The 16350-nt window shown below is 62.3% G+C and carries 12 protein-coding genes; 4 read left to right on the forward strand and 8 right to left on the reverse strand.

All coding sequences use genetic code 11. From position 1 onward, the window contains the following. The 4 genes from BM269_RS25240 to BM269_RS25255 all read right to left on the reverse strand — a co-directional run bounded on the left by BM269_RS25240 (position 1) and on the right by BM269_RS25255 (position 5679). Positions 1 to 2685 (reverse strand): DNA topoisomerase III, encoded by a 2685-nt coding sequence (locus BM269_RS25240; RefSeq protein ID WP_090443969.1) that lies wholly within the window; start codon positions 2683 to 2685, stop codon positions 1 to 3. A 147-nt stretch (positions 2686 to 2832) separates the two neighbouring features. Further along, entirely contained in the window at positions 2833 to 3297 is a 465-nt protein-coding gene (locus tag BM269_RS25245) for a Smg family protein (RefSeq protein WP_057261121.1), read from the reverse strand. Between the two features lie 49 nt (positions 3298 to 3346). After that, positions 3347 to 4576 (reverse strand): DNA-processing protein DprA, encoded by a 1230-nt coding sequence (gene dprA / locus BM269_RS25250; RefSeq protein WP_229204795.1) that lies wholly within the window; start codon positions 4574 to 4576, stop codon positions 3347 to 3349. 5 nt (positions 4577 to 4581) lie between these two features. Further along, entirely contained in the window at positions 4582 to 5679 is a 1098-nt protein-coding gene (locus BM269_RS25255; RefSeq protein ID WP_090443972.1) for a LysM peptidoglycan-binding domain-containing protein, read from the reverse strand. Positions 5680 to 5854: 175 nt separating this feature from the next. On the opposite strand from BM269_RS25255, the gene def reads away from it, so the two are divergent. The 3 genes from def to BM269_RS25270 are packed head-to-tail and all read left to right on the forward strand — an operon-like array spanning position 5855 to position 8264. After that, positions 5855 to 6394 carry a peptide deformylase gene (gene def, locus BM269_RS25260; protein ID WP_090443975.1) on the forward strand — a complete coding sequence of 180 codons (540 nt, stop codon included), beginning with the start codon at positions 5855 to 5857 and terminating at the stop codon, positions 6392 to 6394. A 16-nt stretch (positions 6395 to 6410) separates the two neighbouring features. Beyond that, the gene (fmt, locus tag BM269_RS25265) at positions 6411 to 7367 is read left to right on the forward strand and encodes a methionyl-tRNA formyltransferase (protein WP_090443980.1); all 957 of its coding nucleotides are present in this window, start codon (positions 6411 to 6413) and stop codon (positions 7365 to 7367) included. Then, positions 7368 to 8264 (forward strand): LysR family transcriptional regulator, encoded by an 897-nt coding sequence (locus BM269_RS25270; protein ID WP_090443983.1) that lies wholly within the window; start codon positions 7368 to 7370, stop codon positions 8262 to 8264. On the opposite strand, the gene BM269_RS25275 is transcribed toward BM269_RS25270, so the two are convergent. Beyond that, a complete protein-coding gene (locus BM269_RS25275; protein WP_090443986.1) occupies positions 8246 to 8647 on the reverse strand; it encodes a tautomerase family protein in 402 nt (133 codons plus the stop codon). The genes BM269_RS25270 and BM269_RS25275 overlap by 19 nt on opposite strands. A gap of 259 nt (positions 8648 to 8906) precedes the next feature. On the opposite strand from BM269_RS25275, the gene metH reads away from it, so the two are divergent. Further along, positions 8907 to 12674: a methionine synthase gene (gene metH, locus BM269_RS25280; RefSeq protein WP_090443989.1), complete on the forward strand. Its 3768-nt coding sequence runs from the start codon at positions 8907 to 8909 to the stop codon at positions 12672 to 12674. 73 nt (positions 12675 to 12747) lie between these two features. Here metH and BM269_RS25285 read toward each other — a convergent pair whose 3' ends face one another. From BM269_RS25285 to BM269_RS25295, 3 genes are all read right to left on the reverse strand, one after another. Continuing rightward, positions 12748 to 14028 carry an ABC transporter permease gene (locus BM269_RS25285; RefSeq protein WP_090443992.1) on the reverse strand — a complete coding sequence of 427 codons (1281 nt, stop codon included), beginning with the start codon at positions 14026 to 14028 and terminating at the stop codon, positions 12748 to 12750. 9 nt (positions 14029 to 14037) lie between these two features. Continuing rightward, on the reverse strand, positions 14038 to 14958 hold the full coding sequence (locus BM269_RS25290) for an ABC transporter ATP-binding protein (RefSeq protein WP_229204796.1): 921 nt from the start codon (positions 14956 to 14958) through the stop codon (positions 14038 to 14040). 80 nt (positions 14959 to 15038) lie between these two features. Next, positions 15039 to 16322 carry an EAL and HDOD domain-containing protein gene (locus tag BM269_RS25295; protein ID WP_090443999.1) on the reverse strand — a complete coding sequence of 428 codons (1284 nt, stop codon included), beginning with the start codon at positions 16320 to 16322 and terminating at the stop codon, positions 15039 to 15041. Between the last annotated feature and the right edge of the window lie 28 nt (positions 16323 to 16350).

Raw genomic sequence — 16350 nt, forward strand, 5'->3', positions numbered from 1 at the left:
TTATTCCGCTGCCGCGGTTTTCTTGGCAGCTGCCTTTTTCGCTGCCGGCTTTTTGGCTGCAGCTTTTTTGGCTGGCGCCTTTTTGGCTGGTGCTTTTTTGGCGGCTGCTTTCTTGGCGGCCGGCTTGGCGGCTGCCGGTGCTGCCTCGGCCGCGCCTTCCGCGCCGTCGCCCTTCGCTGCCGTTTTCTTGGCCGCGCCCGGCTTGGCCTTGCGCTCTTCAAACTCGAAGCTGATCTTGCCGTCCTTGCCGCGTACCAGGAAGGCCTTGAACGGCCGGCGGGTACGCTGCGAGATGAAGCCCGGCAGCAGGTCGGTCTTGCCTTCGTTGAGCAGCTTGGCCATCTGCTCCGGCAGGATCTCCTGTTGCAGGATGATGCGGCTGGAACGGAAGTCGCAAGTCTTTGGCTTGGCTACCTGGTTTTCGCAGGTATAGGCCAGGCCCATCTCGTACACGCCGCCGGCGCATTTCGGGCACGGGCCAAGCGAAGTCTGTCCGGTGAAGTCGACGCCTTCGCCGTCTTCCCCTTCCTCATCGTTCTGGCCGAAGTCGAACTCCAGCTTGAAGTTCTTGATTTCCTCGTCCTTCACGATGCGCAGGATCGCCGCGAACGGACGGCCCATCTTCGAGCGGAAGCCTTGCAGCGGCCCGATGGTACGGTCGCGCAGCAGTTGTTCCACTTCCTCGATTTCGAACTGGCGGCCGCCAGGCACCTTGGTCATCGAGAACTCGCACTTGGTGCAGGCGAAACGGCGGTAGTTTTCCTTGACCACGCCGCTGCAGTTCGGGCACGGCGTCTGGAGCGTCGCGTAATCGCCTGGGATGGTGTCGTTATCGTATTCCTTGGCGCGCTTGACGATGATCTGGGTCATCTGGGCGATTTCACGCATGAATTCTTCACGCGAGATCTTGCCCTTCTCCATCTGCGACAGCTTGTATTCCCACTCGCCGGTCAGTTCCGGCGCGGTCAGTTCGCTGACACCCAGCCCGCGCAGCAGCGTCATGAGCTGGAACGCTTTCGCGGTCGGCATCATCTCGCGGCCTTCGCGCAGCAGGTATTTCTCGCCCAGCAGGCCCTCGATGATGGCTGCGCGGGTGGCCGGCGTACCCAGGCCCTTGCCGGCCATGGCGTCGCGCAGTTCGTCGGAGTCGACCAGCTTGCCGGCGCCTTCCATTGCCGACAGCAGCGTCGCTTCGGTATAGCGTGCAGGCGGTTTGGTCACCAGGCCGTTGGGCGTGACTTTCTCGGTCAGGACTTTTTCGCCCTTGGCCACCGGCACCAGGTTGCCGCCGCTGCCTTCCTTCTCGTCGTCGCCCGCGGCATCCTTGCCGTAGATCGCCAGCCAGCCCGGATTGGTCATCACCTTGCCTTCGGTCTTGAACTGGTGGCCGGCGACTTCGGTGAAGCGGGTGGTGACCAGGAATTCCGCGGCCGGGAAGAACACCGCCATGAAGCGGCGGGTGACCAGGTCGTACAGCTTCTGTTCCGGTTCGCTCAGGTTCTTCGGCACGATGCCGGTCGGGATGATCGCGAAGTGGTCGCTGATCTTGGTGTTGTCGAAGATGCGCTTGTTCGGCTTGACCCAGCCCTTGTCCAGGATCTGCTTGGCGAACTGGTTGTAGTTATTGCTTCCCTTGAGAACCTCCAGCGTATCCTTCACGGTCGGCAGGTAGTCTTCCGGCAGGTGGCGCGAATCGGTACGCGGGTAAGTCAGCACCTTGTGCTTTTCGTACAGCGCCTGCGCCAGGCCCAGGGTGTTCTTGGCCGAGAAGCCGAAGCGCGAGTTGGCTTCGCGCTGCAGCGAGGTCAGGTCGAACAGGCCGGGCGACATCGAGGTGGTCGGCTTGGACTCCTCGGTGACGTTGCCTTGCTTGCCCCGGCAAGCCAGCGCGATCGTATCGGCGGCGGTCTTGCTCCACAGGCGCTCCGCGCGCTTCTCCGGATCGTTCTCGTCTTTCTTGAAGCTGGTGTCCAGCCAGCGGCCTTCATAGATGCCGGCGGCGCACACGAACTCGGCGCGCACTTCCCAGTAATCGCGCGAGACGAAGCTCTTGATCTTCTCTTCGCGCTCGACCACGATCGACAGGGTCGGCGTCTGCACGCGGCCCACGGTGGTCAGGTAGAAGCCGCCCTCTTTCGAGTTGAAGGCAGTCATGGCGCGGGTGCCGTTGATGCCGATCAGCCAGTCCGCTTCCGAGCGGCAGCGCGCGGCATCGGCCAGCGGCAGCATTTCGTCGTCGCTGCGCAGGTGGGTGAAGCCGTCGCGAATCGCGGTCGGCGTCATCGATTGCAGCCACAGGCGCTTGACCGGCTGCTTGGCTTTCGCATTCTGCGCGATCAGGCGGAAGATCAGTTCACCTTCGCGGCCCGCGTCGCATGCGTTGATCAGGGTGGTGACGTCCTTGCGCTTGATCAGCTTGTTCAGCACCTTGAGGCGCGATTCGGTCTTGGCGATCGGGTTCAGCGCAAAGTACGGCGGGATCATCGGCAAATGGGTGAAGGTCCATTTGCCGCGCTTGACGTCGTGCTCTTCCGGCACGGCGATTTCCAGCAGGTGACCCACCGCGGAAGACAGCACGTAGTCGTCGGATTCGAAATACTCATCGTGCTTGCTGAAGCCGCCAAGGGCTTTCGCGATGTCGTTCGCGACAGAAGGTTTCTCAGCGATGATGAGGGCTTTACTCATATTTATAGTTCTCGTCGGTGTATGCGGCAGCGCGCATAATACAACATTCGCAAGTAAGCGCTGGCTTGCGGCTTCGTATGAAAGCCACAATGCTGCAAATATTATTACGGAAACGGCCGGCGTTGGGCAACGCCGGCAAGAGTGTGCTTAGTGCAACAGGCGCGGCGCCTGGTCTTCTTCGGCGCCAAACAGGTCGTCGAACATCAGGGCGTCCGGCTCCTTGCCCTGGCTCCACAGCAGCATCAGTACGATGATCTTCAGCTTGCCCAGCGACACCGGGGCCTCGTCCAGCGCCAGGGCGCGTTCGATGACGATTTCCCGTTGCAACGGGGACAGCAGGCCGGCGCTCTCCAGGAACTGGATGAAACCGACAGCAGGGGCGCCCAGTACGTCCAACTCCTGGCGCACGTAGAAGCGCGTGCCAGAAGATGCGGCCGTCAGCGACTGCTCGACGCCAGCCATGGCGGCGAGGTCATTCAGCCAGACCAGCGCCTCGGAAATCTCGACGTCGTCAAAACCGACTGCGGAGAGTTTCTTTGCCAATGCTGCGGGTTCAGGGCAGGCATCAGGGCGGTAATAGGTCTCGTACAGGTAAACCAGGATGTCAAACATGGCGCTACTTTAGCAGCATCTGTGAGCCGGGCACAAGCATAACGGCGGTTCAGGAGCCTTTCAGGCGCTGGAAAGCGCCGCCCGGCAGCCTTTCCACCACACCCGCCAGCTCGAGGGCAAGCAAGCTTGCCTGCATGTCACTTGGCGGAAGTTGCAACCTTATAGCAAGCTCATCGGCGCCGATCGGATCATGGCCGAGGGCGGCCAACAACCAGCCCGCCGCCTGGTCCATTTGCACCGCCGCCTGGTCCGGCATGGCCAAGCCCAGGTCTTCCATCAGGTGCTCGGGCGTGGCGACCAGGCGCGCGCCTTCCCTGATCAGCGCATGGCAGCCGACCGATTGCGGCGACAAGATGGAGCCGGGCAGCACGAACACTTCGCGGCCGGCGTTGATAGCCGCATGGGCCGTGATCAGGGAGCCGGAGCGCGCGGCCGCTTCGATCACCAGCGTGGCGCGGGTCATGCCCGCGATGATGCGGTTGCGAATCGGGAAGTGCTCGGCCCGCGCCGCCGTGCCAAGGACAAATTCGCTGAGCAGGCAGCCCTGTTCCGCGATGCGGTGCGCCAGGGCCGCGTTGCGGCGTGGGTAGATGCGGTCGATGCCGGTGCCGATCACGGCCACGGTACGGCCCGGCCCTTCCAGGCCGCCTTCGTGCGCGGCAGCATCGATGCCAAGGGCCAGGCCGGAGACCACCGTCATGCCGGCATCGCTCAGCACCCGTGCGAACTGGCGTGCGTTGGAGCGGCCTTGCACGGTGCCGTTGCGAGCGCCCACTACCGCGACCGACTCGCACTGGAGCAGCGCCAGCTCGCCTTTGGCGTACAGCAGCAGCGGCGGATCGGCGATGTGCCGCAAGGTCGGCGGGTACTCCGGGTCGCCGAACAGGACCAGGTGATTGCCGGGCTGCGCAGCCCACGCCAGGGAAGCCTGCGCCATGGCGCGCAGGCGCTCGGGCATGGGGCCGGCAAGGCAGCGTGCCGCCGCAATCGAGATGTCGTCTTCGTCATCGCCGGCCGGGCGCTGCCCGCTACGCACGATGCCGGCATCGGCGTGGTCCAGCATGCGCAATGGCAGCGGCGCGGCATCATCCTGTGCGGGTGGCGCGGCGAGGCGGGCATTGGCGGCGGTGAAGACGGCTTGGGGAGAGAGGTACTGCTGGAGCAGCTTGCTGGCTGCGTGGCGGCCGACGCCTGGCGTGTTCGCCAGGCGCAGCCACATCGCCAGGCTCTCGGAGTCCTGGCGGGCGGGGTTTGGGGCATCCGTGACTTGCACGGCCATGGGATTTACTCCGCGGTCTTGGCGACATCCCCTACAACGATTGGTTCAGTCACCTGCATGATCAAGCCATACGACACGTGCTTGAACACTCGGAAGACAAACAAGCTACCCACGCGTTCATCCGGCAGCTTGACCGTCGGGTTGCGCAGATTGAACGCACCTTTCGACGCGCCCGGATCGCTCACCACTTCACCCTTATGGTACAGCTGCAGCACGGAACCGATATCGAGTCCGTCAAGCTTTCCGCGATTAATGCTGACAACCTGATTCTGGCCGGCGTGCGTGACACCGTTGTAGACGGCCAGCACGTGGGCATTGACTTCGACGTCCGGCGGATGCGGAACGTAGTTCTGCATCGGCATCGGCGGCATTGCCATCAGCAAGTCGCCCTTGCCCATTTCTTCCTTGGCGCTGGCGACAACGAAGGTATGGACGTCGCTGCCCGCTTCGGCCTGCGCTTCCAGTTTCAGGGTGCCGAGGTAGAACGCTTCCAGCGCCACGGTCTTCTTGGTGACCGGGTCTTTCAGCGGCTTACCTGGACGGAACACCTGGAACGAGGTGCTGCCTTTCAGGTTGCCGCGGACATAGGCTTTGTCATCCTTGCCGATGAACACGCGGGCGCCACGCGTCGCGATGATGCGCGGGGCGTTTTTGAGTTCATCTTCTTCGATAATCAGGGGTTGCGTCAGGAACGGTTCGATCACGCCGGACGGGATCGACTGGACGGCATCCTTGCCCAGGCCTTCGGTCCGCAATTGCGGGCCAAGGCGCGTATCGCCGGCGCTGCCGTCGCCACCGACCTTGGTGCCAAGGCGCAGGCGACCGGCTTCGCGGTCGAACCAGACGATCTGCCCTGGATAAATCCAGTGCGGGTTCGCGATTTCTTCTTTATTCATCCCCCAAACCTGCGGCCAGCACCAAGGCTTGTCGAGGAAGGTTCCGGAAATACCCCACAGGGTGTCTCCCTTTACAACGGTATGGCTATCCGGTGCGTTCGGCTTGAATTCACAGACGATTGTCTTGGCGTGGGCCGGAACGGCCGTCACACCGCAAAACAGTGCTGCGGCCAACAGGCGGCTGCTGCTTGTGCTAAAATTTTTCATTGATATATCCGTTAGGTGCGGCAATGACGGAAGGCCACAAAGGCTTGCCTCACTGAAATCAAATTCTGCCCATATTACCCTGATCAAGCAAGGAATTCGTGTCACAGAAGCAATCGTGCACGCATAATATGCGCCTTTTACCGCACAATCATTGTCGTTTAACTAAGATTCTCCCGTGAAACTGAATATTCTCCGCTATCCAGACCCTCGTCTGCACAAAATTGCAAAACCTGTTGCCGTGTTCGACGAGCGCCTGGCCAAACTGGTGGAAGACATGGCAGAAACCATGTACGACGCACCAGGCATCGGCCTGGCCGCCACCCAGGTGGACGTGCACGAGCAGGTTGTTGTCATCGATATCACGGAAGACAAAACCGGCCTGACCGCCTTCATCAACCCGGAAATCCTGTGGTCGAGCGAAGAAAAACAGGTTTACGACGAAGGTTGCCTGTCGGTTCCCGGTATTTATGATGGCGTCGAGCGTCCGTCCGCAGTCAAAGTTCGTGCTTACAACGTCAAAGGCGAAGTGTTCGAGATCGACGCCGACGGCCTGCTGGCAGTCTGCATCCAGCATGAAATGGATCACTTGCTGGGCAAAGTGTTCGTTGAATACCTGTCCCCCTTGAAACGCAATCGTATCAAGACCAAACTGCAAAAGGAAGAACGTGGCATTCAGCGCGACGAAGCGCTGCGCGCCTCGGGCCGCCGTTACTGATACCAGCGGGGGAAGCATGAAAGTGATCTTCGCGGGAACGCCTGAGTTTGCGGCCGTTGCCCTCCAGGCCCTGCACGAAGCAGGTTTCGAGATTCCCCTGGTACTGACCCAGCCCGACCGCCCGGCCGGCCGCGGCATGCAGCTGCAGCCATCGGCGGTCAAGCAATACGCCGTCAAACACGGCATCGACGTGCTGCAGCCGCTGTCGCTGCGCATGGACGCCAAGGACCCGCAGCGCGCGGCGGAAGCCAAAGCCGCCCACGACCGCCTGCTGGCCACCGACTACGACGTGATGGTCGTCGCCGCCTACGGCCTGATCCTGCCGCGCGCCACCCTCGACATCAAGCCCTGCCTGAACATCCACGGCTCCCTGCTGCCACGCTGGCGCGGCGCCGCCCCGATCCACCGCGCGATCGAATCGGGCGATGCGGAGACCGGCGTCACGATCATGGAAATGGAAGAAGGCCTGGACACCGGCCCGATGCTGCTGATCGAACGCACCCCGATCACGCCGCAGGACAGCACCGCCACCCTGCACGACAAGCTGGCCGCCATGGGCGCCCAGATGATGGTCAAGGTGCTGCGCAAGATGGAGCACGGCGTGGTGGAAGCGGTGCCGCAGCCCGAGCAAGGCGTCACTTACGCCAACAAGATCCTCAAGGAAGAAGCGGCGCTGGACTTCACCCAGCCTGCGCGCGAGATCAGCCGCAAGATCCGCGCCTTCAACCCCTTCCCGGGCGCCCATGGCGAGGTCGGTGGCACGGTGATCAAGCTGTGGGGCGCTGAAGTGCTGGACGAAGGCAGCAGCGCCGCCCCTGGCCAGGTGATCGCCGCCGACGCGCAGCACGGCATCATTGTCGCTTGCGGCGAAGGCGCGCTACGCCTGACCCAGTTGCAAAAACCTGGCGGCAAGCGCCTGCCGGCCGCCGAATTCATCAAAGGCTTCCCGCTCGACGGGCAGCGCTTCCAGTAAATGGACCAACTCGCGGCGCTGCGCGCGCTCCGCCGCGTTGTTGAACTGGGCAGCTTTACGGCTGCCGCCGAGGCCCTCGGCATTTCCCACACCATCGTTTCGCGCCAGGTGCGCCAGCTCGAAGAACACCTCGGCGCCCAACTCCTGAACCGCACCACGCGCCGCTTCGCCCTGACCGACGCGGGACGCGATTATTATGAATCCGCCCGCGAAGTGCTCGACCTGCTGGACGACGCCGACCGCAACGTCGGCCGCCACCAGAGTGAACCCACCGGCGTCCTGCGCATCAACGCGCCGATGGCGTTTGGCACCATCGAGGTGGCGCAATGGCTGCCGGGATTCATGGCTCGCTACCCCGGCCTGCAGGTCGACCTGCTCTGCAATGACCGCATGGTCGACCTGATCGAGGACGGCTTCGACGTCGCGCTACGGCTGGCGCGTGCGTTGCCGGATTCGACGCTTGTCGCCCGCCGCCTCGCCACCAGCAAAGTGCTGCTGGTCGCCAGCCCCGATTACCTGCGCAAGCACGGCGCGCCGGCCGCGCCCGCCGACCTGGCGCAGCACAACTGCCTGGTCTACACGGCGGCGACGCGGGCCAATGAATGGATACTGTTGGGAACGGACGGCACGGAACATGCGGTCCCGGTGCGCGGCACGCTGCAGGCCAACACCAACGTCGCACTGCGCGCGGCGGCAGCGGGCGGCCTTGGCATTGCCAACGCCGCCGCCTTCATCGTGCGCGAAGAGCTGGAGCGCGGAGCGCTGGTGGAAGTCCTGCCCGGCTACACGCCCAAGCCGCGCGAGCTGTACGCCCTCTATCCGCAGAACCGCCACCTGTCGCCCAAGGTGCGCGCCTTCGTCGACTACGCCGCCAGCGTTTACATCAGCATCTTCTGAACCGCGCGGAATTGCTGCGTAAGGCCGCCCCAGCCCCAGGCTGCCGGGCGCGCGTCGTCGATGTGGATGTAGCTCACTTCGTGCAATTCGCCGAGCAGCTCCTGCAAGTCCTTGTAGACCGCCGCGATATAGGCCGACTTCTCATTGGCGGTGTTGGTTTCGTCGGTCACCTTGATGTCGAAGAAGAAGCTCGACTTGCCCAATTCCACCAGCGACTCGCCGCCGACAAACCACTGCTCGCGCGGCGTGTAGTGCACGGCGATGGCGGTGAGAGCTGGTGCCTTGTGCAGGATTTCGCCGGTGTGCTTCATCAGGATGTTGGTGACTTTCTTGGCTGGCACTTGTTCCGGGGTGCCGCTGACGGTGATGTTCAGGATGGGCATTTGAAGCTCCTTCAAAGTGGTTGGTTGATGGAGTCATCTTAGGGGTATCCACGGCGCTTTGCTAGCAGACTGGCAACACATGATTTGTGCAAATTCAGCACAAATCGCGCAAGAAATGTCCACTTGGTTCCTGACCCCAAGTGGACATTTTGCATAAGCAAATGCCGAATTTGTATCGGCCGGCGGGGGTGGTGGCCGGGGAAAAATGCTGCTTTGCCGTATAATTTCAGGTCCACGTTGCCCAATCTGCGATATCAAAATGACTAACACGACCCGTCCAACCACCAAGACCGAAGCCCAGCTGCGCGAGATCCTCGCGCAGCGCATCATGTTCCTGGATGGCGCGATGGGCACCATCATCCAGCAATACAAGCTGGACGAAAAAGCGTATCGCGGCGAGCGCTTCGCCGATTTCGCCGCGCCGGAAGGCAGTGGCCACCGTGAGCTGTTCGTCAAAGGCAATAACGAGCTGCTGACGCTGACCCAGCCGCACGTGATCCAGGAAATCCACGAGCGTTACCTGGCCGCCGGCGCCGACCTGATCGAAACCAACACCTTCGGCGCCACCTCGATCGCGCAAGACGACTATTTCATGGCCCACCTGGCCTATGAAATGAACGTGGAAGCGGCCAGGCTGGCCAAGGCAGCCACTGCCAAGTATTCCACCGCCGACAAACCGCGCTTCGTCTGCGGCGCCCTGGGCCCGACCCCGAAGACCGCATCGATTTCGCCGGACGTGAACGATCCGGCCGCGCGTAACGTCACCTTCGACCAGCTGGTGGCCGCCTACTACGAGCAGGTGCGCGGCCTGGTGGACGGCGGCTCCGACGTGCTGCTGGTGGAAACCATCTTCGACACCCTGAACTGCAAGGCGGCGCTGTTCGCAATCGACCAGTACTTCGACGAGCGTCCTGAAATCGAACGCCTGCCGCTGATGATCTCGGGTACCGTGACCGATGCCTCCGGCCGCATCCTGTCCGGCCAGACGGTACCGGCGTTCTGGAATTCGGTGCGCCATGCCAGGCCGCTGACCATTGGCCTGAACTGCGCACTGGGTGCGACACTGATGCGCCCTTACGCCGAGGAGTTGTCGCAGATTGCCGATACCTTCGTCTGTATCTACCCTAACGCCGGCCTGCCCAACCCGATGAGCGACACCGGCTTCGACGAGCTGCCGGAAGATACTTCGCGCCTGCTGCGCGAATTCGCCGACGCGGGCTTCATCAACGTGGCCGGCGGCTGCTGCGGCACCACGCCTGACCACATCGCCGCTGTCGCCAAGCTGCTGTCGACCGCCACGCCGCGCAAGTTGCCGCATGTGCCGGTGGCACAGCGCCTGTCCGGCCTGGAGCCGTTCACCATCGACGACGACTCGCTGTTCGTCAACGTCGGCGAACGCACCAACGTGACCGGCTCGAAAGCCTTCGCGCGCATGATCCTGAACGAGCAGTACGACGAGGCGCTGTCCGTCGCCCGCCAGCAGGTGGAGAACGGCGCCCAGGTCATCGACATCAACATGGACGAGGCGATGCTGGATTCCCAGGCCGCCATGACCCGCTTCCTGAACCTGATCGCTTCCGAGCCGGATATCTCGCGCGTACCGATCATGATCGACTCCTCCAAGTGGTCGGTCATTGAGGCGGGCCTCAAGTGCGTGCAGGGCAAGGCCGTGGTGAACTCGATCTCCATGAAGGAAGGCGAGGAGGAATTCATCCGCCAGGCGAAGCTGTGCCGCCGCTACGGCGCCGCCGTGATCGTGATGGCCTTCGATGAAACCGGCCAGGCCGACACTTTCGCACGCAAGATCGAGATTTGCGAACGCGCCTACAAGGTGCTGACCGGGAAAGTCGGCTTCCCGCCGGAAGACATCATCTTCGACCCGAACATCTTCGCCATCGCGACCGGCATCGAAGAGCACAACAATTACGCCGTGGACTTCATCGAAGCCACGCGCTGGATCAAGGACAACCTGCCGCATGCGAAGATTTCCGGCGGCGTGTCGAACGTGTCCTTCTCCTTCCGCGGCAATGACCCGGCGCGTGAAGCGATCCACACCGTGTTCCTGTACCACGCCATCAAGGCGGGCATGACCATGGGCATCGTCAACGCCGGCATGGTGGGCGTATACGACGATCTGCCGGCCGAATTGCGCGAGCGCGTGGAAGACGTGGTGTTGAACCGCCGCGACGACGCCACCGAGCGCATGATCGAATTCGCGGCGACGCTGAAGGGCGGCGCCAAGCAGGAAGCCGCCAACCTCGAATGGCGCAATGCGCCGGTCGAGAAGCGCCTGGCGCACGCGCTGGTGCACGGCATCACGCAGTTCATCACCGACGACACGGAAGAAATGCGCCAGCAGGTGTTCAACAGCGGCGGCCGCCCGATCAATGTGATCGAAGGCCCGCTGATGGACGGCATGAATATCGTCGGCGACCTGTTCGGCCAGGGCAAGATGTTCCTGCCGCAGGTGGTGAAGTCGGCGCGCGTGATGAAGCAGGCCGTAGCCCACCTGATTCCTTACATCGAGGAAGAGAAGAAGGCGGAAGAAGCGCGTACCGGCATCGTCGCCAAGCCCAAGGGCAAGATCGTGATCGCCACCGTGAAGGGCGATGTGCACGACATCGGCAAGAACATCGTGTCGGTGGTCCTGCAATGCAATAACTTTGAAGTGGTGAACATGGGCGTGATGGTGCCGGCTTCCGAGATCCTGGCGCGCGCCAAGCTGGAAAACGCCGACATCATCGGCCTGTCCGGCCTGATCACGCCGTCGCTGGAAGAAATGGCCCACGTCGCGAAAGAAATGCAGCGCGACGAACACTTCCGCATGATGAAGATCCCGCTGCTGATCGGTGGTGCGACCACCAGCCGCGCCCATACTGCGGTGAAGATCGCGCATAACTACGAAGGCCCGGTGGTGTATGTGCCGGATGCTTCGCGTTCCGTCTCGGTGGCGCAGTCGCTGCTGACCGACGAACAGCGTGGCAAGTTCGTGGAGGAACTGGACCACGACTACGCGCGTATCCGTGAGCAGCACGCCAACAAGAAGGCGCTGCCGACCGTCTCGCTGGAAACCGCGCGCGCCAACAAGGCGAAGCTGGAGTTTGCGCCGGTGCGTCCGAAATTCGTCGGCCGCCGCCTGTTCAAGAATGTGGACCTGGCTGCAATTGCCGAGTACATCGACTGGGGCCCGTTCTTCCAGACCTGGGACCTGGCCGGCCCCTTCCCTGCCATCCTGACCGATGAAGTGGTTGGCGAAGCCGCATCGAAAGTGTTCGAGGAAGGCAAGGCGCTGCTGAAGAAGATTATCGAAGGCCGCTGGCTGACCGCCAATGGCGTGATCGCGCTGCTGCCCGCGAATACCGTCAATGACGACGATATCGAGATCTACACCGACGAGTCGCGCGCGGAAGTGGCATTCACGTATTACGGCCTGCGCCAGCAGGGCCTGAAGCCGGTGATCGATGGCGTTCAGCGCCCGAACCAGTGTCTATCGGATTTTATCGCACCGAAGGAATCGGGCAAACAGGATTACATCGGCATGTTTGCGGTGACGGCGGGCCTGGGCATCGAGAAGTATGAGAAGCGCTTTGAAGATGCGCATGACGATTATTCGTCGATCATGCTGAAGGCGCTGGCTGACCGTTTGGCTGAGGCGTTCGCGGAATACCTGCATGTACGTGTGCGCAAGGACCTGTGGGGCTATGCCGCCGAGGAAGCGCTGTCGAACGAGCAGTTGATCAAGGAAGAGTACAAAGGCATTCGCCCTGCGCCTGGCTACCCGGCCTGCCCTGAGCATACTGTGAAGGCGGATGTGTTCCGTGTGTTGAACGCGAATGAGATCGGGATGGAACTGACGGAATCGTTCGCGATGTTCCCTGGCGCCGCGGTGAGCGGCTTCTACTTTGCTCACCCGGAATCGAAGTACTTCACGGTTGGGAAAATCAACGAAGACCAGGTGGTTGACATGGCTGCTCGCCGTGATGTGGCGAAGGACCAGCTCGAACGCTGGTTGGCGCCGAACCTCTAAACCGCTACCCAGGTGTCTGACCCGCGGGGTCAGACACCGCTTTCTCACTTTCTCACCTTCTCACTTTCTCGCCTTATCGGTCTTGGGCGCGGAAACGCCAGATCGCCAGCGTCCCGAACACCACCGCAAACGCAAGCTGCACGCCAGCCGTCTGCAATGCCACATCCATTCCCAGCCCGCGCCAGGTCATGGCATCGAGCCCATCAACCGCCCAGCGCGTGGGCACCACAACGGTCAGCTGCTGCATCCAGGCCGGGAACACGAACGTCGGCACCCAGGCCCCACCCAGCATCACCAGGATCAAGGTAGCGAACGTCGCCAGCCCGCGCGCCGCTTCAGGCGTCTTGCCAAACGCTGCAATCAGCAAGCCGAACGAAGCCGTCATCAGCGCGAACGCCACCACCACCAGTGCGAAGCCCGCCACATTGGTAATCTCCACCTTGAACATCAGCATCGCCGCCAAGAAGATCGCCACCATCAGTCCCGCCGCGATCATGGCACCCGACAATGCGCGCGACAGCAGCACCTGCGACATCGTAATCGGCGCCGCCAGCAAGCGATTCCAGATCCCCATGCGGCGCGCCAGCAGGATGCCGATGCCAACGTCAATCCCCATGAACAGGATGAACTGCACGCCCATACCCGCAAACGCATGCGCGTAACCGTTGTACTTCGGCCCCGAGCTGAGCGCCTCGTCCTTGGTGGTAAACGGCACGCTCATGCCGGCGCCGCTGCCCGCTTCCTTGGCCGGCTTTGCCGCCTCGTGCTCCTGGAATTTCTTCAGGCTGCCCAACAAGCCAACCAGCGCCTCCTTGTCTTCGCTGGCAGGAGAACCTTCGAGCTTCTGCAAGCTGTCATCCGTGAACTTGGCGCCCGATGCACCGCCGCCCATCACCTCGCCGGTCACACCCTGCATGACGTGCTGCGTCAGCAAACCCTTCACCATCGCCAGCACGGTCGATTGCGAAGGGTCGTAATACACCGGCAATTCCGGCTTGTCGCCGGACTGGAACAACGACTGGCCGGCAGCATCGCCAAAGCCTGCTGGAATCACGACTGCCACCATCAGCTTGCCCGCGCGGACCTTGTCTTGCGCTTCCTGCAGGCTCATTTCCTTGACCGTCAACGAGGCATCGCGTTTGAGCGAATCGCCAACCTTGCGGCCAATCACGCTGCTGTCCTGCTGCACCAGGCCGATTTCGATCTTGCTGTTGTTGCCGCTGCCGGCGCCGCCGAATAAAGAGCCAAAGAAGGCTGCCAGCACGATCGGCATCAGCAGGTTGAGCATCAGCGCACGCTTGTCGTTCAGGTAGAGAATCAAGTCCTTGCGGATCATTGCAATAATTGCTGTCATCGGAATTCCTTAGTCGCGCAAGGTACGGCCGGTCAGGGATAGGAAGATGTCTTCCAGCTTGGTGCGGGCGGTGGCGAAGTGGGCCAGCGTGTGGCCCTGCTCGTCCAGCCAGCGCAGCACAGGTGCCGCGTGGGCGGCACCGTGCAGGCTGATGTTCAGCGATACGCCATCACGGCGCACGCCGGCGACCCCCGGCAATCCAGCCAGCGCAGCGACCAGCAGTTCGACCGGCAGAAGATCGGTGTCCGCCAGTTCCACCTGCAGCGCAGCTTGCGTCGGGAGACGGCGGTACAGCTCGGCCGGCGCTGCATCCGCCAGCACCTTGCCGTGATCGATGATCACGATATGGTCTGCCAACCGCTCCACTTCTTCCATGTAATGGCTGGTGTAGATCAACGAACGGCCTTGCGCCTTCAAGGCTTCCAGCGTATCGAAGATGGCATTGCGGCTCTGCGGGTCGACGCCCACTGTCGGCTCGTCGAGAATCAGCAGTTGCGGGTCATGCAGCAGCGCCGCGGCGATATTCAGCCGGCGCTTCATGCCGCCGGAGAATGTGGACGGTTTCTCCTTCGCGCGATCGGACAGTCCCACCAGCGCCAGCGCTTCCTCCGCGCGCCTGGCCAGCGGCGCCCCCTTTAAGCCATACAGCGCGCCAAACAGCTTGAGGTTCTCAATCGCCGGCAGTTCTTCATACAAAGCCAGGTCTTGCGGCACCAGCCCCAGTTTCTGCTTGGCCGCACTGGCACCCTGCACCACCGGCTCGCCATCCAAGGTGACACTGCCCGCATCCGCCTTGATCAAGCCACAGATCATGCTGACCGTCGTCGACTTGCCGGCCCCATTAGGGCCCAACAGGCCCACGGTCTGCCCGCGCTGCACCTGGAACGAAACGCCATCGACCGCGCGCCGCTCGCCAAAAGACTTGCTCAACCCACTGACACTTAACACTCTTCGTCCTCCAGAAAAAAAACGGCGCCGCTGTTGCGGCGCCGCTATCGGTGCGTACATCTCTACAGGGCGTATCGCACCACGTTGTCACTCCATTCGAATGCCGACATTTCCAGCTCCACCAGTTCCTCGGTCGATATCGCGAGATCGGCCAACGCCGGCAGGATGCGGGTGTCCATGTCTTCCAGGCGCTCGATGCACTCGGCCAGCTTGAGCAGGTCGCCAAAGAAGCCGCCGCGGAACATCAAGGCTTCGCCAACCTCATCGCCCATCGGGATCTGGACCAGGAGTTCCTGCATCGGGATGCCGAACAGCGTATCCATCAGCGACATGATGCCGACGGTGAAGGCAATATCGGCGACATGCCGATGCGCCGGGCGCAGCTTGGTAGCCAGCAGTTCCAGCAGGCGGCCGCGCGTGGTGGCCAGCATCAGCAAAGGCGTCATCGAATGACCGCGCTTGCCCGGCTCCGCGTACAGCATGATCTGCAGCCAGCGTTGGAGCTGGCGGCGGCCCAGGATATGCACCGCCTGGCTCAGGGAGTCGATGCGCTGGCGTGCGCCGACAGCCGGCGTATTCACCAGGCGCAGCAGGTTCAGTGCCAGCGACACATCCTTCTTGATGGCGCGTTCGATCTCGGCGTTGTCCGCATCCGAGGTCACGAGGGTCATCAGCTCCATCACCGCCATTTGCGACGGCGACAGCTTCTTGCCGCTCATGATGACCGGCTTGGCGAAGTAATAGCCCTGGAAGTAATCGCAGCCCAGATCCAGGCAATTCTTGAATTCGTCGCGGTTCTCGACCTTGCAGGCCACCAGCTTCTTGCCGTCCTGCTTGATGCGCGGCGCCAGCTTGGCCAAGCCATCCAACGGCATGTCGCGCATCGACAGCTTGACGTATTCCACCATCGGCATCAGCGCCGGCAATTGCGGAGAATCGGGATTGATGTCGTCCAGCGAGAAGCGGAAACCTTGGCTGACCAGCTCGGACATGCGCGACAGCACGGCCGGCGCCAGCGGATTGGCAGCGCTAACTTCCAGCACCAGCTTTTCGCGTGGCAGGAAGCCAAAGATATCGCTCAGGATGGCGTCCGAATCGACGTTGACGAAGCCGATGGCATCGCCGATGGTGCGCTCCAGGCCCAGTTGCGCGGCGTGCGCGACTACCGCAGCGGTCGCGGACAGGGCCGAAGTATTGATGTTGGCCGGCCCCACCGGAGCGTTGCGAAAAAGCAACTCGTAACCGTACAAGGCCTGGTTCCGGTCCAAGATCGGCTGCCGGCCCAGATAAAATTCGCGAACTTTCAGGCTCTGGGAGGCCGCATCGTTGCTGGAAAGGTCGATCATAGGGTAATTCCTGACGTGTACTGACATT

This window comes from Duganella sp. CF458, assembly GCF_900113115.1.
Taxonomy (GTDB): domain Bacteria; phylum Pseudomonadota; class Gammaproteobacteria; order Burkholderiales; family Burkholderiaceae_D; genus Rugamonas.